Source organism: Lentzea sp. NPDC055074, from assembly GCF_053608005.1.
Genome location: NZ_JBSGUQ010000011.1, coordinates 214,819 through 241,456, shown reverse-complemented (window position 1 = coordinate 241,456; position 26,638 = coordinate 214,819). Strand labels below are relative to the sequence as shown.

The 26,638-nt window shown below is 69.5% G+C and carries 25 protein-coding genes; 14 read left to right on the top strand and 11 right to left on the bottom strand.

Translation table 11 applies throughout. From position 1 onward, the window contains the following. Positions 1–122: 122 nt before the first annotated feature. From ACWF7A_RS25370 to ACWF7A_RS25345, 6 genes are read left to right on the top strand one after another with little or no spacing between them, the layout of a single operon-like run. Positions 123–1,517 carry an ABC transporter substrate-binding protein gene (locus ACWF7A_RS25370; protein WP_452252978.1) on the top strand — a complete coding sequence of 465 codons (1,395 nt, stop codon included), beginning with the start codon at positions 123–125 and terminating at the stop codon, positions 1,515–1,517. Next, a complete protein-coding gene (locus ACWF7A_RS25365; protein WP_452252977.1) occupies positions 1,514–3,331 on the top strand; it encodes an ABC transporter permease in 1,818 nt (605 codons plus the stop codon). Before ACWF7A_RS25370 ends, ACWF7A_RS25365 begins: the two co-directional genes overlap by 4 nt. Next, positions 3,328–4,020, top strand: a complete 693-nt coding sequence (locus ACWF7A_RS25360; protein WP_452252976.1) for an ABC transporter ATP-binding protein — start codon at positions 3,328–3,330, stop codon at positions 4,018–4,020. The genes ACWF7A_RS25365 and ACWF7A_RS25360 overlap by 4 nt, the downstream gene beginning before the upstream one ends. Beyond that, positions 4,017–4,670: an ABC transporter ATP-binding protein gene (locus ACWF7A_RS25355; protein ID WP_452252975.1), complete on the top strand. Its 654-nt coding sequence runs from the start codon at positions 4,017–4,019 to the stop codon at positions 4,668–4,670. Before ACWF7A_RS25360 ends, ACWF7A_RS25355 begins: the two co-directional genes overlap by 4 nt. Beyond that, positions 4,667–5,920, top strand: a complete 1,254-nt coding sequence (locus tag ACWF7A_RS25350) for a choice-of-anchor P family protein (RefSeq protein ID WP_452252974.1) — start codon at positions 4,667–4,669, stop codon at positions 5,918–5,920. The genes ACWF7A_RS25355 and ACWF7A_RS25350 overlap by 4 nt, the downstream gene beginning before the upstream one ends. Beyond that, positions 5,917–6,234 carry a hypothetical protein gene (locus tag ACWF7A_RS25345; RefSeq protein WP_189157986.1) on the top strand — a complete coding sequence of 106 codons (318 nt, stop codon included), beginning with the start codon at positions 5,917–5,919 and terminating at the stop codon, positions 6,232–6,234. The genes ACWF7A_RS25350 and ACWF7A_RS25345 overlap by 4 nt, the downstream gene beginning before the upstream one ends. Here ACWF7A_RS25345 and ACWF7A_RS25340 read toward each other — a convergent pair. Further along, entirely contained in the window at positions 6,221–6,904 is a 684-nt protein-coding gene (locus ACWF7A_RS25340) for a hypothetical protein (RefSeq protein ID WP_452252973.1), read from the bottom strand. The genes ACWF7A_RS25345 and ACWF7A_RS25340 overlap by 14 nt on opposite strands. Positions 6,905–7,220: 316 nt before the next feature. Here ACWF7A_RS25340 and ACWF7A_RS25335 point away from each other — a divergent pair, with 316 nt between their 5' ends. Next, the gene (locus ACWF7A_RS25335; protein ID WP_452252972.1) at positions 7,221–8,555 is read left to right on the top strand and encodes a cellulose binding domain-containing protein; all 1,335 of its coding nucleotides are present in this window, start codon (positions 7,221–7,223) and stop codon (positions 8,553–8,555) included. 171 nt (positions 8,556–8,726) lie between these two features. Then, positions 8,727–9,746: an MFS transporter gene (locus ACWF7A_RS25330; RefSeq protein WP_452252971.1), complete on the top strand. Its 1,020-nt coding sequence runs from the start codon at positions 8,727–8,729 to the stop codon at positions 9,744–9,746. Here ACWF7A_RS25330 and ACWF7A_RS25325 read toward each other — a convergent pair. The 3 genes from ACWF7A_RS25325 to ACWF7A_RS25315 are packed head-to-tail and all read right to left on the bottom strand — an operon-like array spanning position 9,740 to position 12,428. Next, positions 9,740–10,684 (bottom strand): DUF1152 domain-containing protein, encoded by a 945-nt coding sequence (locus ACWF7A_RS25325; RefSeq protein ID WP_452252970.1) that lies wholly within the window; start codon positions 10,682–10,684, stop codon positions 9,740–9,742. The genes ACWF7A_RS25330 and ACWF7A_RS25325 overlap by 7 nt on opposite strands. After that, positions 10,624–11,322 carry an LLM class flavin-dependent oxidoreductase gene (locus tag ACWF7A_RS25320; protein WP_452252969.1) on the bottom strand — a complete coding sequence of 233 codons (699 nt, stop codon included), beginning with the start codon at positions 11,320–11,322 and terminating at the stop codon, positions 10,624–10,626. Before ACWF7A_RS25320 ends, ACWF7A_RS25325 begins: the two co-directional genes overlap by 61 nt. Before the next feature lie 5 nt (positions 11,323–11,327). Further along, positions 11,328–12,428 carry an MFS transporter gene (locus ACWF7A_RS25315; protein ID WP_452252968.1) on the bottom strand — a complete coding sequence of 367 codons (1,101 nt, stop codon included), beginning with the start codon at positions 12,426–12,428 and terminating at the stop codon, positions 11,328–11,330. A 121-nt stretch (positions 12,429–12,549) separates the two neighbouring features. Here ACWF7A_RS25315 and ACWF7A_RS25310 point away from each other — a divergent pair, with 121 nt between their 5' ends. Next, complete coding sequence (locus tag ACWF7A_RS25310; RefSeq protein ID WP_452252967.1) at positions 12,550–13,404, top strand: bile acid:sodium symporter family protein; 855 nt, start codon at positions 12,550–12,552, stop codon at positions 13,402–13,404. A 33-nt stretch (positions 13,405–13,437) separates the two neighbouring features. Continuing rightward, positions 13,438–14,844, top strand: a complete 1,407-nt coding sequence (locus tag ACWF7A_RS25305; RefSeq protein ID WP_452252966.1) for a carboxylesterase/lipase family protein — start codon at positions 13,438–13,440, stop codon at positions 14,842–14,844. On the opposite strand, the gene ACWF7A_RS25300 is transcribed toward ACWF7A_RS25305, so the two are convergent. Next, on the bottom strand, positions 14,837–16,351 hold the full coding sequence (locus ACWF7A_RS25300) for a M28 family peptidase (RefSeq protein WP_452252965.1): 1,515 nt from the start codon (positions 16,349–16,351) through the stop codon (positions 14,837–14,839). The genes ACWF7A_RS25305 and ACWF7A_RS25300 overlap by 8 nt on opposite strands. 100 nt (positions 16,352–16,451) lie before the next feature. On the opposite strand from ACWF7A_RS25300, the gene ACWF7A_RS25295 reads away from it, so the two are divergent. Next, entirely contained in the window at positions 16,452–17,195 is a 744-nt protein-coding gene (locus tag ACWF7A_RS25295) for an RIO1 family regulatory kinase/ATPase domain-containing protein (RefSeq protein ID WP_452252964.1), read from the top strand. Here the strand turns inward: ACWF7A_RS25295 and ACWF7A_RS25290 are convergent. Both ACWF7A_RS25290 and ACWF7A_RS25285 read right to left on the bottom strand, forming a co-directional pair. Continuing rightward, entirely contained in the window at positions 17,112–17,891 is a 780-nt protein-coding gene (locus ACWF7A_RS25290; protein WP_452252963.1) for an ABC transporter permease, read from the bottom strand. The two genes, ACWF7A_RS25295 and ACWF7A_RS25290, sit on opposite strands and share 84 nt — an antisense overlap. Further along, positions 17,888–18,826, bottom strand: coding sequence for an ATP-binding cassette domain-containing protein (locus tag ACWF7A_RS25285; protein ID WP_452252962.1), 939 nt, complete (start codon positions 18,824–18,826; stop codon positions 17,888–17,890). Before ACWF7A_RS25285 ends, ACWF7A_RS25290 begins: the two co-directional genes overlap by 4 nt. Positions 18,827–18,923: 97 nt before the next feature. Here ACWF7A_RS25285 and ACWF7A_RS25280 point away from each other — a divergent pair, with 97 nt between their 5' ends. Together ACWF7A_RS25280 and ACWF7A_RS25275 are read left to right on the top strand one after the other, a co-directional pair. Continuing rightward, the gene (locus tag ACWF7A_RS25280) at positions 18,924–19,673 is read left to right on the top strand and encodes a TetR/AcrR family transcriptional regulator (RefSeq protein WP_452252961.1); all 750 of its coding nucleotides are present in this window, start codon (positions 18,924–18,926) and stop codon (positions 19,671–19,673) included. 207 nt (positions 19,674–19,880) lie between these two features. Then, complete coding sequence (locus ACWF7A_RS25275; protein ID WP_452252960.1) at positions 19,881–20,636, top strand: anti-sigma factor family protein; 756 nt, start codon at positions 19,881–19,883, stop codon at positions 20,634–20,636. A gap of 65 nt (positions 20,637–20,701) precedes the next feature. On the opposite strand, the gene ACWF7A_RS25270 is transcribed toward ACWF7A_RS25275, so the two are convergent. The 4 genes from ACWF7A_RS25270 to ACWF7A_RS25255 are packed head-to-tail and all read right to left on the bottom strand — an operon-like array spanning position 20,702 to position 26,213. Continuing rightward, positions 20,702–22,093 carry a nickel/cobalt transporter gene (locus ACWF7A_RS25270; protein ID WP_452252959.1) on the bottom strand — a complete coding sequence of 464 codons (1,392 nt, stop codon included), beginning with the start codon at positions 22,091–22,093 and terminating at the stop codon, positions 20,702–20,704. Then, complete coding sequence (locus tag ACWF7A_RS25265) at positions 22,090–23,382, bottom strand: tetratricopeptide repeat protein (protein WP_452252958.1); 1,293 nt, start codon at positions 23,380–23,382, stop codon at positions 22,090–22,092. The genes ACWF7A_RS25270 and ACWF7A_RS25265 overlap by 4 nt, the downstream gene beginning before the upstream one ends. Continuing rightward, positions 23,379–24,977, bottom strand: a complete 1,599-nt coding sequence (locus ACWF7A_RS25260) for a DUF4331 domain-containing protein (protein WP_452252957.1) — start codon at positions 24,975–24,977, stop codon at positions 23,379–23,381. Before ACWF7A_RS25260 ends, ACWF7A_RS25265 begins: the two co-directional genes overlap by 4 nt. 60 nt (positions 24,978–25,037) lie before the next feature. Further along, entirely contained in the window at positions 25,038–26,213 is a 1,176-nt protein-coding gene (locus ACWF7A_RS25255) for a pyridoxal phosphate-dependent aminotransferase (RefSeq protein WP_452252956.1), read from the bottom strand. A 200-nt stretch (positions 26,214–26,413) separates the two neighbouring features. On the opposite strand from ACWF7A_RS25255, the gene ACWF7A_RS25250 reads away from it, so the two are divergent. Continuing rightward, positions 26,414–26,623: a hypothetical protein gene (locus ACWF7A_RS25250; RefSeq protein ID WP_452252955.1), complete on the top strand. Its 210-nt coding sequence runs from the start codon at positions 26,414–26,416 to the stop codon at positions 26,621–26,623. The last annotated feature ends 15 nt before the right edge of the window (positions 26,624–26,638 follow it).

Genomic DNA, 26,638 nt, shown 5'->3' with positions numbered 1-26,638 from the left:
CGGCCTTCAATAACGACGTGACCACGCTTTAGTGACGGGGTTGCGCGCGATTGTTTGCATGTAGAACGCGTTCTAGAGCTTGCTTGGGTCTGGATGGATGCAGACCCCTAGCGTTCGTTCGCATGCGTCGCAGGACCGCACTGATCGCACTCACGATCTGCGCGTTGCTCGCCGGATGCGGAAGCAGGCTTACCGACGAGCAACGGGCAGCCCTTGTCGTGCCGCAGAGAGGGTCGGCGGGCACCCAGGAAGGTGTGGTGACCGGCGAGGACGGCGCGGTGTCCGAGGGCACCGCGGAACAGCCGGGCGCCGCGAACCCGCAGCAGGCGGACAAGAAACCGAACCCGCCCGGCAGCATCGCGGGCGGCTGCCAGGGCACCGGCGGCGCCACGGACAAGGGCGTCACGGCCGGCGAGATCACGATCGCCAACATCTCCGACATCAGCGGCCCGGTACCCGGCCTCTTCCAGTCGGCGCAGCAGGCCACCAAGGCGTTCGTCGAGTACTTCAACGCCACCCAGGGCTCGGTCTGCGGGCGCAAGCTCAAGCTCGTCTCGTTCGACTCCCGCACCGACAGCGGCGGCGACCAGCAGGCCACCTCCCAGGCCTGCGAGCAGGCTTTCGCGCTGGTCGGCTCGATGTCGGCGTTCGACCAGGGCGGCGGCCCGGCGGCCACCGGGTGCGGCATCCCCGACCTGCGGGCCTCGACCGTCACCGCCCAACGCCAGCGCACGCCCGTGAGCTTCGGTGCCGCGTCGAACGTCGTGAACCTCGTGTCGTCGGCGGGCCCCGACCTGGTGAAGTCGAGCTTCCCCGGCGCGATCGGCAACGCCGCGTACATGTACCTCAACGCCGACGCGAGCGCGCAGAACGCCCGCAGCATGCAGAAGGCGGCCGAGGCGCGCGGAATCAAGTTCGTGTACTCGCAGGCCATCGACATCGCGGACGTCAACTACGCGCCGTACGTGGCGAAGCTGAAGGAGACCGGCACCAAGATCGTCTACTGGATCGGGTCGGCGCAGTACGCGGTGCGGCTGCAGCAGGCCATGCGGCAGCAGGGGTACACGCCGGAGGCGTTCATCACGGACCCGTCCGCCTACGACCCGGCCTACGTGCGGCAGGGCGGCGCGGCGGTCGACGGCACCGTCGTCTACACCAACGGCGCGCTGTTCGAGGAGTCGAACGCCCAGGTGGCGCTGTACAAGCAGTGGCTGGGGCGGGTGGCTCCCGGCGCGGCGCCCTCGTACTTCGGGATGTTCGCCTGGGCGGCGGCCCGGTTGTTCGTCACCACGGCGGCGAAGGTCGGGCCGCAGCTGACGCGCAAGGCGATGCTCGACGCGGTGCGGCAGGTGCACGACTTCACGGCCGAGGGGATGGTCGCGCCGCAGGACGTCGGCGGGAAGCGGACCTCGGCCTGCATGACGCTCGTGAAGCTGAAGGGCGGGACGTGGTCGCGGCTCGCCCCCGCCTCCGGGTACTCGTGCGGGCAGCTGATCGACACGGGGGTGGGCGGATGACCGCCCTCCTCGCCTACACCATCTTCGGCCTCGTCACCGGCGGCGCGTACGCCGTCGTCGCGGGCGGCCTCGTGCTGACCTACAGCACCTCCAAGGTGTTCAACGTCGGCCACGGCGCGATCGGCATGGTCATGGCGTTCCTCTACTGGGAGCTCGCCGAGAACCGCGGCCTGCCGCAATGGCTCGCGTTGCTGCTCGTGGCCGGCGTGTGCGCGCCGCTCTTCGGACTGGTGGTCGAACGGTTCGTCATGCGCCGCCTCGCGGGTGCGCCGGTCGGGATCACCCTGGTGGCGGGCGTCGGCGTGCTGGTCGGGCTGATCGGGGTGGCGCAGGTGATCTGGCCTCCGCAGGCACGTCCGGTGCGGCCGTTCCTCGACCAGCTCGGCATCCACATCGGACAGTCGTTCGTCAGCGGGCACGACCTGGTGACGCTGGTCTGCGCGGTGCTCGTCGCGGGCGGGCTCTACGTGCTGCTGAACCGGACGCGGACCGGGCTCGCGATGCGGGCCTGCGTCGACGCGCCGGAACTGGCGGCGCTGTACGGCACGCGACCCACCCGGCTCTCGGCGCTGAGCTGGGCGATCGGGTCGGCGCTGGCGGCGCTGGGCGGGATCCTGCTCACGCCGGTGGTGCAGCTCGACTACGTGACGATGACGTTGCTCGTGATCACCGCCTACACGGCCGCGCTGGTCGGGCGGTTGCGGAGTCTGCCGTGGACGTTCGTCGGCGCGCTCGGCCTCGGGCTGGTGCAGTCGTACGCGGTGGCGTACCTGCCTTCGTCGCCGTTCTGGATCTCGTTCCGGGCGGCGATTCCGGCGTTGCTGTTGTTCGTGGTGCTGCTCGCGATGCCGCAGTCGCCGCTGCGGATCGGTGGTGTCAGGGGAACGCGCGGGGTCGCCGTGCCGAACGGGCTGACGACCGGCGTGGGTGCCGGGCTGTTCCTCGGCGTGGTCGTGGCGCTGGCGTTGCTGGTGGACTCGGTGGTGGCCGGGCAGCTCGCGCTGGCACTGGTGTTCGGGATCGTGCTGCTGTCGATGGTGCTGCTCACCGGGTACGGCGGGGTGGTGTCGCTGGGGCAGTTCACGTTCGTCGGCGTGGGCGCGGTGACGGTGGCGCGGCTCGGCAGCCCGTCGCCCCTGACGTTGCTGATCGGTGCCGGGGTCGCGGCCGTGGTCGGGGCGCTGATCGCGTTGACGGCGTTGAGGGTCAGCGGGCTGTACCTCGCGCTGGCGACGCTGGGGTTCGCGCAGCTCATGGACAAGCTCGTGCTGCAGTCGCCGATCGCGTTCGGGGTGCGGGGGAGCCTGCAGGTGCCGAGGCTGGTCGAGTCCGCGACGGGGCAGCTGCTGCTGGCGGCGGGCACGTTCGTCCTCGTCGGGATCGGGGTGCTCGCGATCCGGCGGGGCCGGCTCGGACGGCGGATGATCGCGGTCAAGGACAGCTCGGCGGCGTGCGCGACGCTCGGCCTGAACGTCCGCTGGATCCGGGTCTGGGTGTTCTCGCTGTCGGCGGCGATCGCGGGGCTCGCGGGCGGGTTGTTCGCGCAGTTGCGGGAGACCGTGGCGGCGAGCGACTTCCAGCTCTTCAACAACCTGCCGCTGCTGCTGTTCGCGGTGATCGCGGGCGTGACGTCGGTGTCCGGCGCGCTCCTCGGCGGGGTGCTGTTGATGCTGCTTCCCGTGCTGCAGAGCGGGTTCCCGGCGTTCGCCGGGGTCGCGGTCGTGCTGCTCGGCGTGGCGGCGGCCGGGCTCGCGCGGGATCCGAACGGACTGGTCAGCTGGGGTTTCCGGGCCTGGTCCTGGCGGCGCGCATGAGCACGTTGCGGGTGGAGGGCGTGACGGTCCGCTTCGGCGAGGTGACCGCCGTGGACGACGTGTCGCTGGTCGTCGACCCCGGTGTCACGGGACTGATCGGCCCCAACGGCGCGGGCAAGACGACGTTGTTCGACGTGATCAGCGGGCTGCGCAAGCCGACCGCCGGACGGGTCGTGCTCGTCGGCGACGACATCACCGCCAAGGGCCCGCACCAGCGGTCCAGACTCGGTGTCGCGCGGACGTTCCAGCGGCTCGAGGTGTTCGGGTCGCTGACGGTCTGGGAGAACGTGGTGGTGGCGCTGGAAAGCCGGCGCCGGCCGGTGAAGCTCGCGGACGAACTGCTGGAACGCGTCGGGATCGCCGAGTTCGCCCGCAACCAGGCCGACACCGTGCCGACCGGCGCCGCCCGCCTGCTCGAACTGGCCCGAGCCCTCGCCACCGACCCGGTCCTGCTGCTGCTCGACGAACCGTCGTCCGGCCTCGACCGGGCGGAGACCGACGCGTTCGGCGAGCTGCTGCGGCAGCTCAGCGCGGAGGGCCGCTCGGTCGTGCTGGTCGAGCACGACATGGACCTGGTGATGGGGTACTGCGACCACGTGCACGTGCTGAACCTGGGGCGGCTGCTGGTCTCCGGCACTCCCGACGTCGTCCGTGCGCACGAGGGAGTCCGGGAGGCGTACCTCGGATGATCGACCTCAAGGACGTCCACGCCGGCTACGGCCGCATCGAGGTGCTGCGCGGAGTCTCGCTGTCCGTGCCGCGCGGCACCGTCACCGCGTTGCTCGGCCCGAACGGCGCGGGCAAGTCGACGCTGGTGAAGGTCCTCAGTGGACAGATCAGGGCCACGTCCGGTCACGTCCACCTCGGCGGCGTGCACGTCAACGACGCCGCGCCCGACGAGCTCGCCCGCGCCGGTCTGTGCGTGGTCCCGGAGGGCCGGGCGATCTTCCCGAACCTGACCGTCGCGGAGAACCTGAGGCTGATGCGCGGCGACGCGGCCGTGGTCTACGAGCGGTTCCCGAAGCTCGAGGCACGGCAGAAGCAGCTCGCGGGCTCGATGTCCGGCGGCGAGCAGCAGATGCTCGCGTTCTCCCGCGCGCTGATCACCGACCCGGCCGTGCTCGTCATCGACGAGCTGTCGATGGGGCTCGCCCCGGTCATCGTCGCCGAGCTGTACGAGGTCGTGGGGGAGCTGGCGCGGTCCGGCGTCACGATGCTGATCGTCGAGCAGTTCGCCGAGACCGCCTCCGCCGTCGCCGACCAGGTCGTCGTCATGACGCACGGCGAGATCTCGGCGGACGACGACCTGGCCACCGTCTACTTCGGAGGGACTTCATGAGGTACGCGCTCGTCCTGCTGCTCCTCCTGCTGTCCCCGGCACCCGCGAAAGCTTCGGACATCGGCGGCTTCACGCTGTCGGCCCACGCCGCGCCGGTGTCGGTGCTGCTGCACACCGACCTGATCCCGGTGCCGGCCGAACCGCAGGGCGAGGTGCACCTCTCCTACACCCAGACCGAACTGGGCTCCGGCCCGATCGGCCGCTCGCTCGCCAGCTCGCTGTGGCCGGGCGCGGCCGTCGGCACCGGCCTGCCGCAGCTGCTCGGGTTCGCCTACCCGGTGCAGGCCAACGCGGCACACCCCGGCGGCCCGGCCGACCAGTCGCAGCCGGGCATGAGGGCCGCCGCGGGCGCCGCGAAGGCCGAGTCCTACGCGGGCGCGAAGCAGGAGGTGCCGTTCCTGCTGACCGCCGACGGCCTGTCGTCGAGCAGCGTCAGCGCGGTCGGCGCGACGGAGGCGAGGTCGACCGCCGTCACGTCGGCGCACACGATTTCGGTGCTGGCGGGGCTGGTCGTGATCTCCGGCGTGAAGTTCGAGTCCGTCGCCGTGAGCGACGGCAGCAAGGGCAGCGGCACCAGCACGTTCTCGGTCGCCGAGTTCACCGTGCTGGGCCAGAAGTTCCCGGTCAAGGCCCCGGACGCGCCACCGGACGGGCTGCTGAAGGCGTTGGAACCACTGGGAGTCACTCTCGCCTGGCCCACGGCCGCCACCAAACTCGAAGGCACGGCGGCGACCTCGTCCAGTCGCGGCCTCACGCTGACCATCGACGTACTGGCGTTGCGCACCAAGCTCGGCCTCGGCGGCATCCTGGACGGCATCGTGGCCCCGTTGCTGCCCAAGGAACTCGTGCCGCTGCTCACCCCGCTGCGCAAGATGGTCGTGATCGTCGGTGACACCGAGGCCGTCGCCAACGCTTCCGCCTCGGCGCCTCTGACCCCACCCGACGCACCGGCCCCGGTGGCCCCGCTGCCCCCGGTCGCCGACGCCCCGCCCCCCGCACTGGGCGGCGTGCCTCCGGTCGCGGGCGTGACCCCGCCGTCGAAGCCGGTCACGCCCGTCGCGTCGGCGCGCACGAAACCCCGCTCGCTCCTCGACTTCCCCGGCGTACCGGCACTGCTGGTGCTCACCGGCCTCGGGGTCGCCGCGGCGGGAGCGTTCGGCATGAAGTCGTTCGGCACGTTCCTGCTGGGCGGCGCCCCCTGTCCCTCCGGGCACCCGACCGGTGTCCCCGACCTGCGGGTGAACCCATGACGATCCAGGACCGGCGCCGCGCCCGGATGCGCAGCGGACTCGGCCTCGCGGGCACGATGCTGATGACCGCGGGCATCGCGGCGATCCTCTTCGCCTGGTGGGGTGTCGCGCACACCGGCTACACGTTCGAGCAGATCCCGTACGTCGTGTCGGGCGGGATCCTGGGCGTCGGGCTGATCGGGGTCGGCGGGTTCCTCTACTTCGGGTCATGGCTGACGAAGCTCCTGGAGGAGCAGAGGCAGACGACCTACGCGTTGCTGCAGCTGCTGGAGGAGCGCGACCGGGAGCGGGTGGAACGCACTAGCGTGCTGTGAGGGCGTAGGCGGGGAGCGGGACGTTGCCGCTCTTGCGGGCGCTCTGGCGCAGCAACTCCTTGGCCAGGCCCTCCGGTGCCTCGTCCAGCGCGATGGCGATCTCCCAGTCGGCGTCCTGCACCGCGCTCGTGTCGACGTCGCTCACGGTCTCGACCTGCCAGCCCGTGCGGCCGAGCGCCTCCAGCAGCGTCGCGCGGGTGATCGGCGTGCGCACGTTGAGGTCCGTGCCGCCGTCGATCCGGTCCTGGGCGAGCACGGCCAGCAGGTGCGGGATCTGGTCCGGGTGCGCGGGCTGCGGGTCCCACTCGGCGAAGCACAGCCGGGAGCCCAGCTCGCGCGCCTTCGCCAGGGTCTGCTCGAGCAGACCGGCGGACGCGAAGTACCAGGAGCAGTGGGCCAGCACGACGACGTCGTACCCGGTGCCGACGTCGTCGGTGAGCACGTCCGTCTCGAACCGCATGCTGATGCGCGACCCCAGCGGACCGTCGAGCAGGTGCTGCGCGGACTGGCCGACGGTGACCGGCGCGCCGTAACCGGGACGGGCGACGTCCGTACCGGCGACCGTCCCGTGAGGACCGACCTGGGCGGCGAGCACCGCCGTCATGTCCCCCTGGCCGCACCCGATCTCCAGGACCCGTGCGGACTCGGGGATCTGCCACGTCCGAGCCAACTGGAAACGATAGGCGGTCTGCGTTACCTGGATGTCCAGGTTCAGACTGGAAGTCGCCATGAGGCGAGCGATTTCGTGAGCATCCATATGCTCGCAGCGTAGGACGGCGCCTCCCGGTCGCGGTACCGGTTTCTCCCACGTCAACGACTTCCGTCGGTGGTCAGCTGACGACCATGTCGAGTGGACTGGGCGTGAGAGCGTTCCCTCGCAACGCTCTGACGAGCGCGAACGATGTCCGGTTCATCCCCTTGAACAGGTGGTTTAGACCAGTTAACGTGCCCGTCATCACGTACCCCCTGCACGTGAACGGAGCACCATGAAGAAGTTTCGCTGGCAGATCCTGACCTTGGGTCTGGCGATCGCCACCGTGGTCGGAGGCGTTGTCGCCGCGCCCGCGAGTGGCGCGTCGGGCGTGACGGCGGCGTTCACCAAGACCTCGGACTGGGGCAGCGGCTACGAGGCCAAGTACACGATCTCCAACAGCGGCGGGTCCGCGCTCACGTCGTGGACCGTCGAGTTCACGCTGCCGAGCGGGCAGTCGATCGCGTCGCTGTGGGACGGCAGCTACGGGGCGAACGGTCAGAACATCACCGTTCGCAACACCTGGAACGGCAGTGTCCCCGTCGGTGGCTCGGTGAGCTTCGGCTTCACCGTCAAGGGCTCCGGCGCGACGCCGTCGAACTGCAAGGTCAACGGTGGTTCGTGCGACGGCACCGGCAACCCGACGACGACCACGACCACGACGACCACCACGACGACGTCGAACCCGCCGTTGCCCGGCACCGGCCGCGGCGCGCCCTACCTGTACCTGGGCTGGGGCAACCCGCAGAGCGCGACGCAGGTCATGAAGGACACCGGCGTCAAGTGGTTCACCCTCGCGTTCATCCTGTCCAGCGGCGGCTGCACCCCCTCGTGGGACGGCCAGCGTCCGCTGACCGGTGGCGCGGACCAGCAGACGATCAACGCCATCCGCGCGGCCGGTGGTGACGTCGTGCCGTCGTTCGGTGGCTGGAGCGGCAACAAGCTGGGCCCGAACTGCTCGACCCCCGAGGCGCTGGCCGGCGCGTACCAGCAGGTCATCAACGCCTACGGGCTCAAGGCGATCGACATCGACATCGAGAACACCGACGAGTTCGAGAACGCCGTCGTGCAGGACCGGATCATCACGGCCCTGAAGATCGTCAAGCAGAACAACCCCGGTGTCCAGACGATCGTCACCTTCGGCACCTCGACCACCGGCCCGAACTTCTACGGCAACCGGCTGATCGACCAGGCCAAGGCGCTGAACGCGAACATCGACGTGTTCACGCTCATGCCGTTCGACTTCGGCAGCTCCAACATCCGCCAGGACACCATCGGCGCGGCCACGGGGCTGAAGAACAAGCTCAAGTCGACCTTCGGCTGGAGCGACGCCGAGGCGTTCAAGCACGTCGGCATCTCGGGCATGAACGGTCTGTCGGACCAGCGCGAGCTGACCACGGTCGACGACTGGACCGCGATCCGCGACTGGTCGAAGTCCAACGGGCTCGGGCGACTGGCCTTCTGGTCGGTCAACCGCGACCGCGGCGGCTGCGACGGTCAGGTGTCCGCGAGCTGCTCCGGCATCCAGCAGGCCGAGCTCGCCTTCACGAAGATCACCGCTGGGTTCTGATCACGAGCTGTACCCGCACGACCACGAGCCGTCAGCGCCATTTATTCAGTGGCGCTGACGGCTTAGTCTTGTGTCATGCGACGACGACATTGATCTTCAACTGATCTATCCCGAACCGCGACGGCGTGGGCGTGGTGTTCGCACCTCATCCCGATCTACGCGCTGTACGCGTTGCTCTTCGCCGACAGTGGACTGTCGGACGCCTCCATCTCGGTGCTGCTCGCGATCTGGTCGCTGACCTCGGTCGTGTTCGAAGTGCCGTCGGGTGCGCTGGCGGACCGGTTCTCGCGGCGGAGCTGCCTTGTCGCTTCCGGTGTGCTGCAGGCACTCGGGCACGCGGCCTGGGTGCTGTTCCCGTCGTTCTGGGGATTCGCGGCCGGGTTCGTGCTGTGGGGTCTCGGTGGCACGCTGCAGTCCGGCTCGTTCGAGGCTCTCGTCTACGACGCGCTCGCGGCCAACGGCGACGAGGACCAGTACGGGCGCCTCAACGCGCGCGTCGACACCATCGAGCTGATCTCGCAGGTGCCGGTCGCCGTCATCGCCACCGTGCTGTTCTCCCAGGGCGGTTACGAGCTGGCGGGCTGGGTGTCCGTCGTGATGTTGCTGGCGTCGTCCGTGATCGCGCTTCGGTTCCCCGAACCGGAGCGCGGCGACGAGGACGACGACGAGCTGGGCTACCTCGCGACGCTGAAGACCGGTCTGCGGGCGTCCGTGCCGATCAAACGTGCCGTACTGGCAGTGGCCCTGGTGTACGCCATCGACGCGTTCGAGGAGTACTTCACGCTGCTGGCGCAGGACTGGGACGTGCCGACGGTGTGGGTGCCGATGGCGACCATCGGCGTTCCGCTGATGGGGGCGGCCGGTGCCTCGCTGGGCGGCCGGCTGCCGTTCCGCGGCTGGGTGCTGTTCGCCTCGGGTGCGCTGCTGATCGCGGCGGCACTGCTGGCCGTTCCGCTCGCGATCATCCTCTTGGGACTGTTCTACGGCCTGTACCGGTTCGTGCTGGTGCACGTCGAGACCGAGCTCCAGCACCGGATCACGTCCGACGCCCGTGCGACGGTCACGTCCGTGGCCGCGATCGGGTCGGAGTTCGTGGCGTTCGCGATCTACGGACTCTGGGTGCTGGGCTCGGCGGTCGCCATCGGGGTGATGGTTCTCGTGGTGGCGCTGGTGATCTGGCGCCGTCAGTGAGGGAGGGCACGCCTCGGGCGGCGTTCGTCGACGGACTCGCGGTATTCCTCGATCGCGAGCGCCACGTCGAACGCCGTCCGCGTCTTCTCCAGCGCCGGCAGGTAGTGCACGCCACGGGCCAGCGCGTCGAGGTCGACGCTGAAGTACACGCCCATCAACGGGTTCACGAACAGCTCGCTGCCCTCGGTGCGTGTGGTGAACTGCACGTTCCCGAACTCGCCCCGGAGCGACGCCGCGATCTGGCCGTTCACGATGCTCGGCGACAACGGCGTCGCGTCCTGCGCCTGCTGGACGGCGGTCGTGTAGGCGCGAGCCTCGAAGCTGTCCGACGGGATCGACAACGCGCCGAGGTAGGCCCCCTGCTTGTCCAGCGCCGCAAGGTTCTCCAGCACGTGCGCGTGACACACGCCGTGGTGTGCGTCGATGCCGAACCCGAGGCTGGTGACGATCTTCACCACGCCCTCGACGCCCGCGACGGCGGCGAGGCTCGTCATGTCCTCCGTGGGTGTGCCGAGGTGCTGCTCGTCGCCGCGCAGCAGGATGTCCGTGCCGCCGTCGACGAGCACGACCGCGTCGATGTCGTGCTTCGCGATGATCGTCCGGTACGCGCTGCGCAACGGACGCACGCCCGTGCGCGGGAACGCGTAGACGGTGTCGCCGAGGAACCGCGCGAGCTCGCGTTCGGGGAAGTACGCGTCCTCGCCGGAGGTCTCCGGTTCGACGGCGGCGAGCCCCGGCTCGATCCACGCGTCGAGGTCGAGGCGTTCGAGGTCGCTGAAGCTGAGGCTGGCGTAGTGCACGCGCTTGCCCTCGGCCCGCAGCGCGACGCCGAGCGGGATGCCCGCGAACACGTCGAAACCGCCGCCCGCTCCGGCGATCAGGACGTTCCGTGCTTTGTGGAGTCTGGCGAAGAGCGGCGGCTTGGCAAGGCTGAACACACCGCCGACCCTAGCTTTTCGACGTCCGCGGGGCTGCCGACTTTCACGAGCAGCCGGTCGGGTCCGTGCGCGAGGCCCTCGTGCAGATCGTGCGCCAGCACGCCGATCCGGGGATGCGCGGCCTGATCGCGGTACCGGGCGACGTGCTCGGCCTGGCCGGCGAACACGAACAGCCCGTCGTCGTGCTCCGCCGCCAGGTCGGCGACCTCGGGCGAGCGCGTGCAGGCGTGCCAGACGTAGGGCACGTCCGGCCAGAGAGATCTCAACGCCGCGTAGTTCTCGATCGTGAGCGGCAGGCCGTACTCGATCTCCCTGCCGAACCAGCCGAACACCTTCGCGGTAGTGCCCCTGCCCAGGACGAGGTCCGTCCGGCCGGGGGCGAGCAGGGCCAGCGTCGCGTACTCGGCGGCGAGCCGGGCCGGGTCGTTCGTGGTGATCAGCGTGGTGGCGGTGGAGAGCCGCAGCGTCGTGACGGCCGCGATGTGCGCGAGAAGGGTGGCAGGGGAGGAGGAGTTGTACGGCGGGTTGTGGTGCTCGCCGACCGCGAAGACGTCGAAGCCCGCCTCGTCGGCGGCGACCGCCAGCGCGACGATCTCCGAGGGCGAGAGATCGCCCGCGGTGAAGACGCCGATCTGCACGACGGTCAGTGTCGCAGCCGGATCGTCCACAGACAGCCCAGCAGGGCGATCACGCCCGCCGCGGCCAGGGCGGCGGCGGTGGAGACGGTCGCGACGAGACCGAGCAGGATCGGCCCGCCGCCGAGCCCGATGTCGAGGAACGCGCTGGCCGTCCCGGACGCCGCCCCGCGTTCGTGCGGCCGCGCGGTGGCGAAGATGGCGGCGAAGAACGCGGGCGTGCTTAACGTGACGCCCAACGCGAGCACGACGCTCCCGCCGAGCAGGCTGAACGGCGTGAGGAACAGCCCTGCCGCGATCACCGCCATGGCGATCGCGCCGAGCTTCAGCGGCGGCACGCGGTCCGGCACCTTCGCGAACACCATCCTGGCGACCACGACCGTGGCGCCGTAGACGAAGAGCGGCAGGCTCGTGTTGCTCATGCCTGTCTCCTGCGCCCGCAGCGAGGTGAACGCGAGGAAGCCGCCGCTGGCCGCGATCGCCGCGCAGAGCGCGACACCCGGCCCGATGGCGGGCCGGTGGATCAGCGCCGTGCCCTCGTGCCTCGCCGGCGCGCTGGTCTCGCCGAGGAACGCCGAGAGGGCAGCGGTCACGACGCAGAGCGAGGCGGCGGCCAGCCAGGCCGAGGGGAACGACCGTTGCGTGAGAACCTCGCCCAGCGGTGGCCCGGCGGCGAGTCCCAGGTAGAGGCCCAGCGAGTTGATGCTGAGGGCCTCGCCGAGGCGCTCAGGCGGCGAGAGGTCGGCCAGGGCCGCGAACCCGGCCACGAAGAACGCGGCCTCAGCCACGCCGAGCAGCAGCCGGAGCCCGATGATCAGCGGCAGGTCCGCGGCCAGAGCGGTGAGGCCGAGGCTGAGCGCGGCACCCAGCGCGCCACCGATGAGCAGCGGCCTCCTGCCGAGACGGTCCGTGAGGCGACCCGCGAACGGGCGCAGCAGCAGAGCGGAGACCGCGAACGAGCCGAACGCGAGGCCCGCCGCGGCCTTGGACTCGTGCAGCGGACCGGTGACGTAGAGCGGCAGCGCGTAGACGGAGATGCCCGCCGCCGTGAAGTAGCACAGGTCGGCGGCGGTCAGCAGGGCGAAGCGCGGGGTCACCAGACGCGCCATCGCACCAGGGTGCGCCGGGAGCCTGGGTGCCGCCACCTGGCCGATTCCAACGGCGGGGGAGTAACGCCAGGATCTTCCGAACAGATCACACTGCACAAGCTGGACATTCTCGGAGGCCGCCGTGCTAGTCGTACAGATCTTCCTGCCACTGGCGCTGGGACTCGTGATGTTCGGACTCGGACTCACCCTCACCGTCGACGACTTCGCCAGGGTCGCGAAGTACCCGAAGGCCGCGGTCATCGCGCTCGTCTGCCAGGTGGTGGTCCTGCCCGCGATCTGTCTCGGGCTGGTGCTCGCGTTCGGCCTCAAGGGTGTGCTCGCGGTCGGCATGATGCTGCTCGTCGCGTCGCCGGGCGGCACGTCGGCGAACCTCTTCAGCCACCTCGCGGGCGGCGACGTCGCGCTCAACATCACCCTCACCGCGATCAACTCGGTGCTGGCGGTCTTCACGCTGCCGCTCGTGGTCGGCCTGAGCATGGCGCACTTCATGGCGGACAGCGCCGAGGTCGGGCTGCAGCCGGCGAAGTTCGTGCAGGTCTTCGCGATCGTGCTGGTGCCGGTGGCGATCGGCATGCTCGTGCGCCGCAGGTTCGAGGCGTGGGCGCTGAAGATGAACGACCCGGTGCGCATCGCGTCCGTCGTGGTGCTGGTGCTCGTCATCATCGCCGCGATCGCGCAGGCCTACCAGCAGCTGATCGACAACATCGGCACGCTCGGCCCGGTGGCGTTGCTGCTGAGCATCTTCAGCCTGCTGATCGGCTACTACGTGCCCAAGGCGTTCAAGGTCGAACGCAAGCAGGCGATCGCCAGCGCGATGGAGATCGGCATCCACAACGCCACGATCGCGATCACCTTGGCGCTGACCGTGCTGAACGACGAGACGATGGCGATCCCGCCCGCCGTGTACGGCGTGCTCATGTACCTGCCAGCGGCGGTGGCGGCACGGTTGTTGTCCCGCAACAAGGCCGTCGTCTAAAGCGGTTGCGGTGATCGTTAGGTTGAGCGTGACATGCGTTCAACCTCAACCGTATTGATGGCGGCCGTACTCGTTGCCGCAACCGCTGTTCCCGCCCACGCCGCGGGAATCGTCCGCACTGACACCGGATTCGTGTCAGGAACCACCGTCGAAGCCCTGCGCTCGTTCCAGGGCATCCCCTTCGCCGCACCGCCGGTGGGGGACAACCGCTGGCGCGATCCGCAGCCCGCGAAGCCCTGGCAGGGCGTTCTCGAGGCAGACAAGCCCGGTCCTCGGTGCGAAGACGCCGAGGACTGCCTGTACCTCAACGTCACCACGCCACCGAAGGCCGCGAACCGGCCTGTCCTCGTCTGGATCCACGGCGGCGGCTTCACCAGCGGCGCCGGGTCCGACTACGGCGTGGACCAGTTGGTGCGCAAGGGTTCCGTCGTCGTCACCATCAACTACCGGCTCGGTGCCTTCGGGTACTTCGGCTTCCCGGGGCTCGCGGGCTCCGGCGCGTTCGGCCTGAGCGACCAGCAGGCCGCACTCCGGTGGGTCCAGCGCAACATCCGGCGGTTCGGCGGAGATCCCCGCACCGTGACGCTCTTCGGGGCGTCGGCGGGCGGCCTGTCGACGTGCGCCCAGCTGACCTCGCCGCGCACCAGGGGACTGTTCCACCGGGCGATCATCCAAAGTGGACCGTGCCGGCTCGGGCTTCCTGCAGGGGAGAACACCGTCCAGCACACCTGGGCGAAGCGGGAGGACGTCGAACGGGCCGGTGCCGAGGCGTCGGGCTGCGCGGACGTCGCGTGCCTGCGCCGTCTCACCGTCGAGCAGGTCAAGGCGCTGACACCGCGGTTCTCCTCGCCCGCGTACGACACGGAAGCGTTGCCGGAGAACCCGGTCACGGCGCTCCGCGAGGGCCGCTTCCACCGGATTCCGGTGCTCGCGGGCACCGCGCGCGACGAGTTCTCGGTGTTCGCCGCGATGTTCTACCCGGTGCTGGACGCGGCCGGGTACGAGCAGGCGTTGACCGAGGCCTTCGGCGCGGCCAAGGCCCAGCGCGTCCTCGCCGCCTACCCGCCCCGCGGTGGCGACGAGCGGGTGCCGCTGACCGCCGCGCTCTCGGACATGACGTCGCACTGCCCGACCGCGGAGCTGCGCGCGCAGACCGGGGCGTTCGGCTACGAGTTCGCCGAGCCGCACCCGCCGATGATCTTCCCGGGCATGCCGGACTTCCCGTACGGCGCCTACCACGGCTCGGAGCTGCCGTTCCTGCTCCGCTACGCCGGTGTCGAGCCGGAAGGGGAGCAGCGGGCGCTGTCCGAGGAGATGGTCGAGGCCTGGACCCGGTTCGCGCGGACCGGACGTCCCGGCTGGACACGCCAGGACGTCCGGCTCCTCGCGACCGAGCAGGTCGCACCGATCGATCACCGGTGCGACCTCTGGGCTAGCTAGCGGAACCCCGCGGCGCGCGTCCGTGCGACTTGCCGGGCGCGCGCACGCCGTTCACCGTCGAGGTGTCGAACGCGAACGTGATCACCGCCGTGGCGATCGCGTCGGCGTTGACGTCCAGGGCGGTCAGGTTCAGGTTCGACCTGTCGTCGCACGGCTGGTGGTAGCACGGGTCGAACGCGACGCCCGCGGTGCCGCCGTACCGTGCCGCCTGCTCGGCCGTCTTCACGTCCTCGGCCCCGGTGAACAGGCCGCCGGCCGGGATGTTCACCGCGATGAACGGCCCGTAGTCGGACCGGCCGGAGAAGTCCGTGTCCTCCGACGGCAACCCGCGGTCGGCGTAGAACTTCTCGAACACGTCCTCGATCTGCGCCGAGCCGGGCGGGATCGGCACGGGCGCGGTGCCGCTCGAGTCGTCACCGTCGTAGATGCCGTAGAAGTGGTTCGGCGAGCCGACCATGTCGAAGTTCAGGTACAGCGCGATCTTGTCCTGGTCGGCCTGCGGCAGCGTCGCGACGTAGTGCTCGGACCCGAGCAGGCCCTCCTCCTCGGCGCCCCACCAGGCGAAGCGGACCTTCGCGTTGGTCTTGACCTTCCTCATCTGGATCGCGGTCTCCAGCAGCGCCGCCGAACCGCTGCCGTTGTCGTTGATGCCCGGCCCGTCCTGGACGCTGTCGAGGTGCGCGCCGGCCATCACGACGTTGTTCGCGTTGCCGTCACGGGACTCGGCGAACACGTTCCACGCCTGCCGCGTCTCCTCCGTGAAGTCGACCTTCACCCGGACCGTGGCGCCGGGCGTGAGCACGATCAGCTCCTCGGCCGCGGCGTAGGTCGCGAACACCACGGGGATCGCGAGCCCCGGCGTGTCCCCGATCGGCACCGACAGGCCGGTGCGGCCGGGCTGGCCCTCGTTGAACAGGATGACCGCGGCCGCTCCCGCCGCCTGCGCGTTCAACGCCTTCACGTTGAACCCGCACGTGCCGCGCTGGACCATCGCGACGCGGCCGGGCACGAACCCGGCGAAGTCGGCGGCCTCGCAGCCGCTGGTGCTGGTGTTCGCCACCGGAGCGGGCGGCACGATCACGTCGACCGGCTGGATGACACCCGTGACGTCGCCTTCGTACGTCGGGGTGAAGCCGTTGCGGGTGAACTCGCTGTCCCGCTGGAAGCTCCGCGGGACGGGCGCGACTCGGTCGAGCCGTGAGTTGTCCTCCACGTACGGGAAGTCGAACGCCTGCACGCTCGGTGAGTACCCTGCCGCCGTCAGTTGCGAGACCACGTAGTTCACCGACGCCTGGTATCCAGGACGTCCGGCAGCCCGGTCGCCGTGCGTGTCCGCGATGGACTGGAACGCGTCGAGGTGCCGCAGGACACCGTTCAGCGTCACGGCCTTGGTGAGCTTCGCAGGGGAGTTGTTGTTGGGATCAGCGAGTGCCTGTCCGGTCACGGCCAGTGGTAGAACCAGTGCCAGGACCGCGAACAGTGCGAACCGCCGAGGACGTTGGACCATCGGTGTGCCTCCATGCGTACATCGCCGCCGAATGCGTCCCCCGTGATGTCTCTCGTCCGAAGTGGTCCGCGTTACACCGTTTGCTACTGGAGGTGGGTGTTTGTTCCGGTTGCTGGAGACCGCCGTGCGCGTCGAGCCGCTGGAAGGGGACGGCCTCACCAACGTCCTGCACCTGGTGACGCTGGCCGACGGCCGCAAAGCCGTGCTGCGGCAACCCAAGGTGGCACGCGACCTGCCGAAGTTCGTCGTGCCCGGCGCGCCAGAGGTCCTCGCGCACAACGGGCGCGGTGACGTGCTGGTCGAGTACGTCGAGGGCCGGACGCTCGCGGACGCGCTGCCCGTGTCCGAAGAGGTCTGGCGCAGCATCGGCCTGGCGTTCCGGAAGATCCACGAGGTCGGCCTGCTGCACAACGACGTGAACCTCTACAACATCATTGTCGGAGAGGGGAAAGCCACGCTGATCGACTGGGACAACCCGGGTCAGGGCAACCCGCTCGACGAGCTGGCGGCGCTCGAGGAGCACCTCTACCTGCACGGAACCGCGCTGCCGCAAGCGTTCTGGATCGGTTACGGCACGAGGCCGGACCTGGACCTCCTGCGCGTGCACCGGATCGCGGGCTGCATCGGCTGGCTCGCGAGCGAGGACTGGCAGGAGTGGGAGGACGACGAGACGCTCCGGCCCGAGCTGCTGGCCAGGGTCCGGAACTGGCGGCGGCTGCTCGCGCGGTGGCTCGCCGACCAGCTCCGGACCGATCTGGCCCTAACGGCTCAGGTTGCGGTACTTCAGCACCGAGAGCGGCCAGAAGATCGCCACGAACACCGCCGGCCACAGCACGGCGAGTAGCAGCGAGTTCTGCGCGGCCCACGAGTCGCCGCCGACCCCGGGGTTGCCGAACAGCTCCCGCGCCGCCGCCACGGTCGACGACAGCGGGTTCCACTCCGCGACCACCCGCAGCCAGCCCGGCATCAGCTCCGGCGAGACGAACGTGTTCGCGAACATCGTCAGCGGGAACAGGAACATCCAGGACGCCTGCGCCGCCTCGGGCTTGACCAGCAGGCCGAGGTAGATGCCGATCCACACCAGCGCGAACCGCAGCCACAGGAACAGCGCGAACGCCACCAGCGCGTTGAGCAGCCCGTCGCGGAACGACCAGCCGATCACCAGGCCGCACAGCGCGAGCACCAGCAGTTCCAGCGACGAGTTGACCAGGTCCGCGATGCTGCGCCCGGCCACGACGCCGGTCTGCGACATCGGTGAGGCGCGGAACCGGTCCGTGACACCGCGGTCGGCGTCCATGGACACCATCATCAACGTGGTGCCGACACCGAACGCGATGGTCTGCCCGAACATGCCCGGCAACAGGAACTCGATGTAGTCCCCGCCGCCGAAGACGTTCATCGCGCTGCCGAACACCAGCCCGAAGATCAGCACCGAGATGATCGGGTAGGCGAGGTTCGCGAACACCCGGACGGGTTCGCGCACCCAGTGGATCAGGTCCCTCTTCGCGACGACCCAGGAGTCGATGGCCGCGTACCTCATGCCCGTGCCTCCGCCTTGTGTCCCGTGATGGCCAGGAAGACCTCGTCGAGCGTCGGCCGCCGCAACGCGATGTCCTCGGCCTCCACGCCCTTCGCCGCCAGCGCCGACGTCACCCGCGTCAGCGCCGCGACCCGGTCGGCCACCGCCGCGCTCACCCGGAACCCGTCCGGGTCGACCTCGGCGTCCGGCCCCAGCACGTCCGCCACGACCGGCAGCTCGTCGGCGTTGCGGACCACGACCTCGATCCGGTCACCGCCGAGCGTGGACTTGAGCCCTTCCGGCGTTCCCTGCGCGGCGACGCGGCCGGTGTCCATCACGACGATCTGGTCGGCGAGCTGGTCGGCCTCGTCCAGGTACTGCGTCGTGAGCAGCACCGTCGTCCCCTCCGCGACGACCCGCTTCACCTCCCGCCAGACCTCGCCGCGGTTGCGCGGGTCGAGGCCGGTCGTCGGCTCGTCCAGGAACAGCACGGACGGCCGCATGATGAAGCTCGACGCGAGGTCCAGGCGCCGCCGCATGCCGCCCGAGTAGTGCTTGGCCCGCTTGTCCGCCGCGTCGGTGAGCCCGAACTGCCCCAGCAGCTCGTCCGCCCGTTCCCCGGCCTGGCGCTTGGACAGGTGGTAGAGCCGCCCCCACATGACCAGGTTCTCCCTGCCGGTCAGCACGTCGTCGACCGTCGACTGCTGGCCGTTCAACGCCACCTGCCGCCGCACGGCCGGTGCCTCGCGCACCACGTCGTGGCCCGCCACCTCCGCCCGGCCGCCGTCCAGGCGCAGCAACGTGGCCAGGATGCGCACCGCCGTCGTCTTGCCGGCGCCGTTCGGGCCGAGCAGCCCGCAGACCGTCCCGGCGGGCACGGCCAGGTCGAACCCGTCGAGCGCCCAGTTCTTGCCGAATCTCTTGCGCAGGCCTTCCGCGAGCACCGCGTGTCCCACGACTTCACCCCCGTGACTCAACTGCTTACGTTGTACGCAGGGTGTACGTTGTACACGGTTCTAGGATTCACAGCAAGGTGTGTGTGAAGGGGGCTCGGTGAAGAGCGATCGTGATCGGAGCGTCCGGCTGCTGTGGGAGCCGCCGGCCGAACCGACCAGGGGACCGAAGGCCGCGCTGAGCCAGTCGCGGGTCGTCGAGGCGGCCATCAAGGTGGCCGACGCCGAGGGCGTCGACGCGCTGACCATGCGCCGGGTCGCCGAGACGCTGGGCAACACCGCGATGTCGCTCTACCGGCACGTCCCGGGCAAGTCCGAGCTGCTGGACCTGATGGTCGACGCGGCGTGGGGCGAGACCGAGCACGCGCCGAAGGGCGAGTGGCGGGCCGGGCTCGAGTTCTTCGCCCGCCAGGTGTGGGCGATGTACCGCGCGCATCCGTGGATGCTGCAGCTGACGTCGTCGCGCCGGATGCCCGGCCCGCAGGCCATGACCCGCCAGGACGCGGCCTACGCGGCCGTCTCGGAGCTCGGGCTCGCGTCCGAGGAGATCGTCGCCGTGGTGACGACGGTGGCCCACTTCGTCGACGGCGTCGGTCGCACGATGGCGGACCGCGTCCAGGCCGAACGGGAGACGGGGGTCTCCGAGGAGGACTGGTGGAGCGGCCGCGAGGCGCTCTGGGAGCACTTCACGCCGGACCGGCTGCCGATGATGACCCACATCTGGAACTCGGGCGGCTTCGAGCGCCTCCTGGACGAGTTCGAGTTCGGCCTCGCGCGCGTCCTGGACGGCCTCGCGGTGTTCATTGAGTCCGAGGATCGACCGCTGGTTCGTCCACAGACGTGCCTGTAGTCATTCAAGACACCTTGAGTCGTCCGATCGAGTGAAAAGGGCAGCTCAGGCAGGGCTTCACGCGTAGTGGGACGGTTACGTAATGCCATTGTTATGCGCAATCAGAATGAACTCGTTCGCAAGCTGAACCGACCACTCCTATCTGCCCGTTTTCCTTCGTGACACCGTTTCGCCGCGGGGGTCGAATCGGGACGACGAGGAGGTCGTATGACAGCTGGCGCGCACGACGCGGTCACCCTTGGCTGCTACGCGCTCGGCGTTCTGGACGCGCACGAGAGTCTTGGCGTGGAGCAGCACCTTCGGGGCTGTCCGTCCTGCCGTGCGCAGGTCGCCGACTTCCATCGGATCCGAACAGCACTTGACGACGTGCCTCGTGAGGCATTTCTGCACGAGCTCGAGGACGACCTGCCCAAGCCTTCGGACCTGGTGCTGCAGCGCACGCTGCGGCAGATCAGGCAGGAGTCGGTCATTCCGCAGCAGCGGGAGGCCGCTCCACGCCCCAGAGCCAGTCCACAGGCGGTGGAGGACCTTCCCGAACCGCTGCACGCCAAGCCCCGGCGCTGGCCGGGGTATCTCGCCGCAGCGGCTGTCGCCGCTGTGGTCGCGTTCGGGGGTGCCGCCGTGTTCATGCAGAACCAGGCGCCGGACACCAGCATCGCCTCCACTCGCACGGGCGAGGGGACGGCGGGTTCGATCAAGCTGGTGGCGGAGATAGCCCCGTCGTCGCAGGACCGCTACCTGGTGACGGCGAACATCGACGGACTGCCCACCGCGCAGAAGTGCAAGCTGGTCGTGGTCGGCACGGACGGCACGAAGACCGAGGCCTTCGCCTGGACCACGACCGACAAGCAGCGGGTCGAGGGTTCCAAGGTGCGGGGCATGGTCAGCGTGTCTCCGGACAAGGTCAAGTCGATCTCGGTGGAGAACGCCGAGGGCAAGACGTTCGTGGTGGCGAACCTGTAAGGGCGGAAACAGACGAAGGGCCCGGATTCTCCAGAATCCGGGCCCTTCGAGTTGCATTGGTGTAATTAGACGGCCTGCAATGTCAGCCACGCGCCGACGACGATGACCGTGGCGGCTGTGCCGACCGGTGCGTAATGCGACAGCAGGCGCGTGGCGCGGCCGTCCAGGACTTTCTCGACGCGGTCGCGCGCCTTCACGAGCAGGAGTCCGACCGCGGTGAGCGTGCCGGCCATGCCGATGCCGTACCCGAGGACGAGCAGGACGCCGAACCACGTGCGGCCCAGCGCCATCGCGCCGAGCAGGACCACGAGCGCGGACGGCGAGGGGACCAGGCCGTTGGCCGCGCCCATGCCGATGAGGCTCGCGCGGCTGTAGCCATGACCGTGCCCATGTCCATGTCCATGTCCGTGCCCGTGACCGTGGCCGTGTCCCGTCAGGGCTCCGGCGAGCGCGGGTGCGCGGTTCGCCGACAGGGCCGACCGCAGCAGCATCACGCCGATCGCCGCGATCAGCACGCCGCTGACCAGCCCCAGCCACCGCAGCACCTGCTCGCCGGCCAGCGCGCTCGACGCGCTGATGACCAGGCCGAGGACCAGCACGCCACCGGTGTGCGTGGCTGTGACCGACGCACCGACGATGAACGCGTCCTTCGGTGTGCCCTGACGTCCGGCCAGATAGGCGGCGATGAGCGTCTTGCCGTGACCGGGCAACGCCGCGTGCGACGCGCCGAGCACCAACGACAGCAACAACGCCAAGAACCCGAGCCACGGCGTGAGGTCGTCGCTGCCCAGGATGTCGTTGAGCCTGGCCGCCGTGACGCTGAACGACTGGACCGGGGAGCCGGTGGCGATCTTCGGCTCGGACCCGGTGCCCGGTTCGGCGCTGAACGCGACCGACCGCACGTCCATCGGGTTGCTGAGCAGGTCCTCCGGGTACGTCCGCAGCTCGTCGCTGATGCTCTCGGTGGGGACCTTCGAGTCCGTGAGCCTGATTCCGGTGCCGGCGGCGGTGATCTCACGCCAGCCGACCCGGTCGGCGTTCGACTCGTCGGAGAACTCGAGTCTGGCCGGGCGGTCGAGGTCCACCCTGGCGGTGAACTCGCAGACCAGCCGGGTCGTGACGAGGTCGGCCTGGCCGACCGGGTGTTCCTTGGTGGAGCTGGAGAGGGTCCAGCTGATCCGACGTCCGTCCACAGTGGAACGATCGGTGCGGGACACCTCGTCGCACCACTGCTTCGCGTCCCGCGTCCTCAGGTTCTCCTGCAGCGTCGGGATCTCCGCGACGTCGACCACGGACCGCAGGTCGATCCGGTCCGGGTGCAGGTGCAGCCCGTGGTAGTGGTTGACGCTGAAGTTGCCCAGCGGGTGGGCGGACGCCTCGCCGGTGATGAAGAAGATCCCGGCGAGCAACAGGGCGACCACCAGAACGGGCCGCACCACCCAGCTGGACAGGCTCACCGGCCGCCTCGAAGCTCCGCGAGCTTGCGGCCTGCCTTGAGCGACTGCAACGGGGAGAAGTTCGCGTTCAGCCGCAGTGCCTGCACCAACGCCTCCTGCGCCTCGGCGACCCGGCCGAGCGCGGCCAGGATCATGCCGCGGTGGTAGGAGAACGTGGCGTTCTGCCAGCCCAGGGCGATCGCGCGGTCGGAGTAGCCGAGCGCCTCCGCGTCCCGCCCGTTCACGTGCAACGCCCAGGCCATCGCGTCGGCCACGAAGACGCTCTGACGGCGGCCCCACTCGGCTTCCGCACGGCGCAGCGCCTGCATGCCATCACCTCGGTCTGCGGCGACGAGGGCCGCGGCCAGATCGTCGGAAGCACCCTGTGACTCCATCAGTCGTTGCTGTTCGGAGAGCACCGCGTACTGCTGCGCGGCCTCGGCGGTCCTGCCGTTCGCCTCCAGCAGCTCCGCGTACTCCTGCAGGTACTGGGGCAGGGGAGCGCGCGCCACGAGCCTGCGGTACGAGTCGAGCGCCACCGGGACGTCGCCCCGTGCCGCCGCGACCTTGGCCATGCCTTGAGTGAGAGTCATGTCGTCTCCTCTCGCCGCCAGTCCCTGTGCGTAGTGCTCGGCGGCAACGTCCAGCTGGTTGTGGTCGAACGCGAGCTCACCCAGCCGGTAACGGCAGAACGCGATCTCCTCGGGCGTCGTGGAGGACTTGAGCGCCCGCTGCATCGCGTCGCGGGCACCCTCGACGTCACCGTGGAGCTCGAAGTGGAAGGAAGCGCGGGCGAACGACGCGGTGTTCGGCTTGAGGTCGAGCATCTTCTGCACGGCCTCCTGTGCGCCCGCGTCGTCGCCGAGCTGCGTCAACGCGTCCGCCAGCACGCCGTACGCCTCCGCGGAGGCGGGCAGTGCGGTGATCGCCTTCTGGGCCCAGTCGCGGGCCGTGGGGAAGTCGTGGCGGGCGTTGGCCAGCGTGCCCATGCCGATGGCGGCGAGGCCCGTGTCACCCGCGTTCTTCAGAGCGCCTTCGGCCTTCGCGTAGTACGCCGGGTCGGCCGTGACCCGTGCCAGCTCCACGTAGGACGATCCGAGCCGTGCCCAGGAGTCGTTGTCCTGGGGGAGTTCGTGCAGCCGCTGCTGCAGCTGGTGCACGACCTTGTGCATCTGGTTCTGCTGCGCCACGGCCGGGACAGGGGGCGCGCCCCCGGCCCTGCTGTCGGCAGGACCGGAGGCGGCTAGGTGGGCAAGCGCCGCGGTGACCAGGAGACCCACCGCGACCGCCTGCCGCTGTTGGTACCTCACTTCGAGTGCGACCCGTACTTGCGGATGTGCTGCTGACGCTTGCGCCACAGCAGGAAGCCGGCGCCGAACACGGCCGCGGAACCGACCGCGGTGGTCATGGCCATCGGGTCGATGTTCCCGATCTTGCCGACCGGGTTGACCGCGACCTCGGCCGTGGTGCCCGAGGCGTTGACGGCGGTGCCGTTGCGCGGCAGGCCCACGTACGGGAAGTTCGCTTCGAAAGGCTGGTCGTTCGCGTCGACCTTGTCGCCCGTGGCGAGCGCGTCGACGAGCTTGCCGGAGGCCGCCGCGCCCTCCATCGCCTGCACGGCGATGTCCACCACGTCGTCGGTCAGGCGACGGCCGTTCGGGAAGCCCTGCGTGTCACCCGCGAGCAGGCCCAGGCGGTTCGGGTTGGGGTTCGGGTCGATCATCATGTTCAGGCGCAGCATCTCGGACGGCCGGAACCGCCGCGCGTCCGCGTCCTTGTTGTCGACCTGCGAGTTCAGGTCGGCGTTGATCTGCGCGCCGAGCTTCTTCGTGATGCCGGTCAGGAAGATCTCGGCCAGGTCGTCGCGCTGTCCCTGCGGCGCCGGGATCTTGTAGATCGCCTCGACGAGCTTCGGCAGCTCCGGGTTCACGACCCGGTCCACGAGCTCCTTGACGTTCGCGTCCTGCTCGGGGCGCAGGCCGTTGAACGCGTCCTTGAGGCCCGCGGGGGCCACGACCTCGTTCACCAGCGGGTTGCCCAGCCGCGAGACCTGCACGAAGTCACCCTGCGGCTCCGCCTTGCCCGGCGAGAGCTTCAGGCTGCGCTTCTGCGTGGTGCTCCAGATGCCGATGTTCGGGTTGCGGTGGTTGTCGTTGCGCAGCGCCAGCGCGTTCTTGGGGAGCTGGATCGCGATGGTGTTGACGTTGTAGCCGCGCAGCGTGTCCTGGCCGACCTCGCTCAGGTTGCCGCCGTAGAGCAGGTCGAACACCCGCAGGTCGGCGAAGAACGCGTCCTCGGACGGGCCCACGTAGACCTTGCCGCCGCCGGCGATCTGTGTGACCGCCTGGTCGCGCAGCTTCTTGAAGTCCGGCATCGACGCCGGGCCGTTCGGGGACGGCGCCACGGGGGCGTTGTTGACCAGCTTGACCTTCTGGCCGTTCTGGTAGATCGCCTCGAGGTTGTAGCGCTGCCGGAAGAGCAGGTTCTCGTCGTCGAGCGAGTCCACGACGCCGTTGGCGTACAGGAACGTGGTGTTCTTGCGCCGGTCGTCGGTGTCGAACGTGAACCGCAGCGTGACGTCGGGCTTCGCGTCGCCGTCGTTGTCGACGTTGAAGTCGTACTGCGCGTCCTCGGCCCACGGGAAGAAGTTGGGGCCGCCGTTGGGTTCCTGGAACCCGGACCAGTTGCCGACCAGCGTCACGGTGTCCTTGTGGTCGGGACTCACGAACGCGTACAGGTCCGTGTTGTCCACGGCCGGGTCACCCGCGATGAGCGGGGCCTCGCGGTGGGACGACGCCGTGGCGTTGGTTCCGCCGAACATGGCTGCGTTCAGCAGTGTGGCGGCCACCAGCGCGGCCGCAGCCACCTGGCCGCGCCGACCGCTGAGGGCGTGCGGTGATGACATCTTTGGGCAACCTTTCGGAGAAAAGAGCGGGGTGGTCGCTGTCGGGTCGGGCGCTGTCGTTCAGGCGCTGTGCATCAGCAGCGACGGTTCGCTGGAGTGGCTGGAGTGACTCGGGTGCTCGCTCGTCCACCTCGCCTGGGTGAAGTCGCGGATGCCCTCGACGAGCCGTTCGACGTCGTGTTCGGGGCGCACCACCAGCCGGGCGAACTTGCTGGTCATGCCGAGCTTGTTGCCGCACTCGCGGATGAAGACCTGGTGGCGCGACAGCAGGTGGTCCCTGAGCTCGCGGCCGTCGATGCCGCCGCCGAGCTTGACCAGCAGGAAGTTGGCCTGCGAGGAGTAGACGGTCAGGTCCGGGATGCGCGAGAGCTCCATGCCCATCCGGTACCGGTCCCGTGACAGCAGACGCAGGCTTTCGGCGTACTCGCCCTCGTGCTCGGCCAGCATGAACACGACGGTCTCCGCCAGGGAGTTGAGGTTCCACTTCGGCAGGATCTGGCGCATCTTCCCGGCCAGACCGGGGTTCGCGACCAGGTAGCCGAACCGGATGCCGTGCAGGCCGAAGTTCTTGCCGAGGCTCTTCAGCACGACCACGTTGGGCCGGATGGACGCCTCGGCCGCGACCGACGGGTTCCGCTCCACCTCGACGAAGTCGATGAACGACTCGTCGATCACGACGAGGTCCAGGTCGGACAGCTCGTCCATGAAACGGATGATCTCCCTGCGCGGCAGGTACCCGCCGTCGGGGTTGTTCGGGTTGCAGATCACGGCCACCTTGCTGCCGCGAGCGCGGATGAACTTGATGTACTCGTCGATGTCCAGCTCGAAGTTGTTGCTCTCCTGGAGCAGGAACATGTCGACGCGCTTGTTGCTCTCCATCGGCTGGTCGGTCCAGCGGCCGAACGTCGGGATCGGGATCGCGACGCTCTCGTGGATCCACATGTGGTCCATCCACGTGATGAGCTCGGTCGACCCGTTCGACATCGCGATCGTGGCCGGGTTGAGCCCCAGGACGGTGCTCAGCTGGGCCGCGATCTTGCTGGAGTCGCTGGGGTAGAACTTCAGCACCGCCTCGAGGTTCTTCGACAGTTCCTCGAACATCTGCGGCGTCGGAAAGTACGGGTTGCACGGGATGCAGAAGTCGACGAGCTCACCCGCACCTGTCCGCGACAGCTCGAAGTAGGACGGGCTGTGCGCGGTCTGCTGGAAGAGACCCGAGTCCACACCGTGCCGCACGCGATCACTCCGTCCCTTGGTCCGATTCCGACATCGGGGCATACGTGCCGATGTTCATCGCGGTTCACGGGTCCGTTTCGGGAAGGTCTCGGAACGGTCTCGTACGCAACCTCGCGCACTCCGGATCCTCGTCCCGGCGGATGCCGGTTTGTCCGGTTCGGTCGAAGGTGGTGGTCACGTGAACGTCGGAGGGGGTCGTGATGCTGGGGAAGCTGCTGCTGGCGGTGTCGTTGCCGATGCCGGTGGCGCACGAGTCGCTGAATGTCCACACCGGACAGATCGACGGTGCCGACTATCGAGTCGAGGTGCCGTTTCGTTGGAACGGAACGCTTTCGCTCTACAGCCACGGCACCTGTCCGGCCGGGTGCACGCCACCGATCGAGATGGCGTCGAGGCCCGCGGCACGTTAGGACTGCTCGCTCGTG

Coding starts and splice junctions, on each gene's coding strand:
- ACWF7A_RS25305 (WP_452252966.1), top strand. CDS start 13,438: ATGCGTTCAACCTCAACCGTATTGATGGCGGCCGTACTCGTTGCCGCA.
- ACWF7A_RS25290 (WP_452252963.1), bottom strand. CDS start 17,891: ATGAGGTACGCGGCCATCGACTCCTGGGTCGTCGCGAAGAGGGACCTG.
- ACWF7A_RS25250 (WP_452252955.1), top strand. CDS start 26,414: ATGCTGGGGAAGCTGCTGCTGGCGGTGTCGTTGCCGATGCCGGTGGCG.
- ACWF7A_RS25315 (WP_452252968.1), bottom strand. CDS start 12,428: ATGGCGCGTCTGGTGACCCCGCGCTTCGCCCTGCTGACCGCCGCCGAC.
- ACWF7A_RS25355 (WP_452252975.1), top strand. CDS start 4,017: ATGATCGACCTCAAGGACGTCCACGCCGGCTACGGCCGCATCGAGGTG.
- ACWF7A_RS25360 (WP_452252976.1), top strand. CDS start 3,328: ATGAGCACGTTGCGGGTGGAGGGCGTGACGGTCCGCTTCGGCGAGGTG.
- ACWF7A_RS25335 (WP_452252972.1), top strand. CDS start 7,221: ATGAAGAAGTTTCGCTGGCAGATCCTGACCTTGGGTCTGGCGATCGCC.
- ACWF7A_RS25365 (WP_452252977.1), top strand. CDS start 1,514: ATGACCGCCCTCCTCGCCTACACCATCTTCGGCCTCGTCACCGGCGGC.
- ACWF7A_RS25350 (WP_452252974.1), top strand. CDS start 4,667: ATGAGGTACGCGCTCGTCCTGCTGCTCCTCCTGCTGTCCCCGGCACCC.
- ACWF7A_RS25300 (WP_452252965.1), bottom strand. CDS start 16,351: ATGGTCCAACGTCCTCGGCGGTTCGCACTGTTCGCGGTCCTGGCACTG.
- ACWF7A_RS25275 (WP_452252960.1), top strand. CDS start 19,881: ATGACAGCTGGCGCGCACGACGCGGTCACCCTTGGCTGCTACGCGCTC.
- ACWF7A_RS25370 (WP_452252978.1), top strand. CDS start 123: ATGCGTCGCAGGACCGCACTGATCGCACTCACGATCTGCGCGTTGCTC.
- ACWF7A_RS25345 (WP_189157986.1), top strand. CDS start 5,917: ATGACGATCCAGGACCGGCGCCGCGCCCGGATGCGCAGCGGACTCGGC.
- ACWF7A_RS25260 (WP_452252957.1), bottom strand. CDS start 24,977: ATGTCATCACCGCACGCCCTCAGCGGTCGGCGCGGCCAGGTGGCTGCG.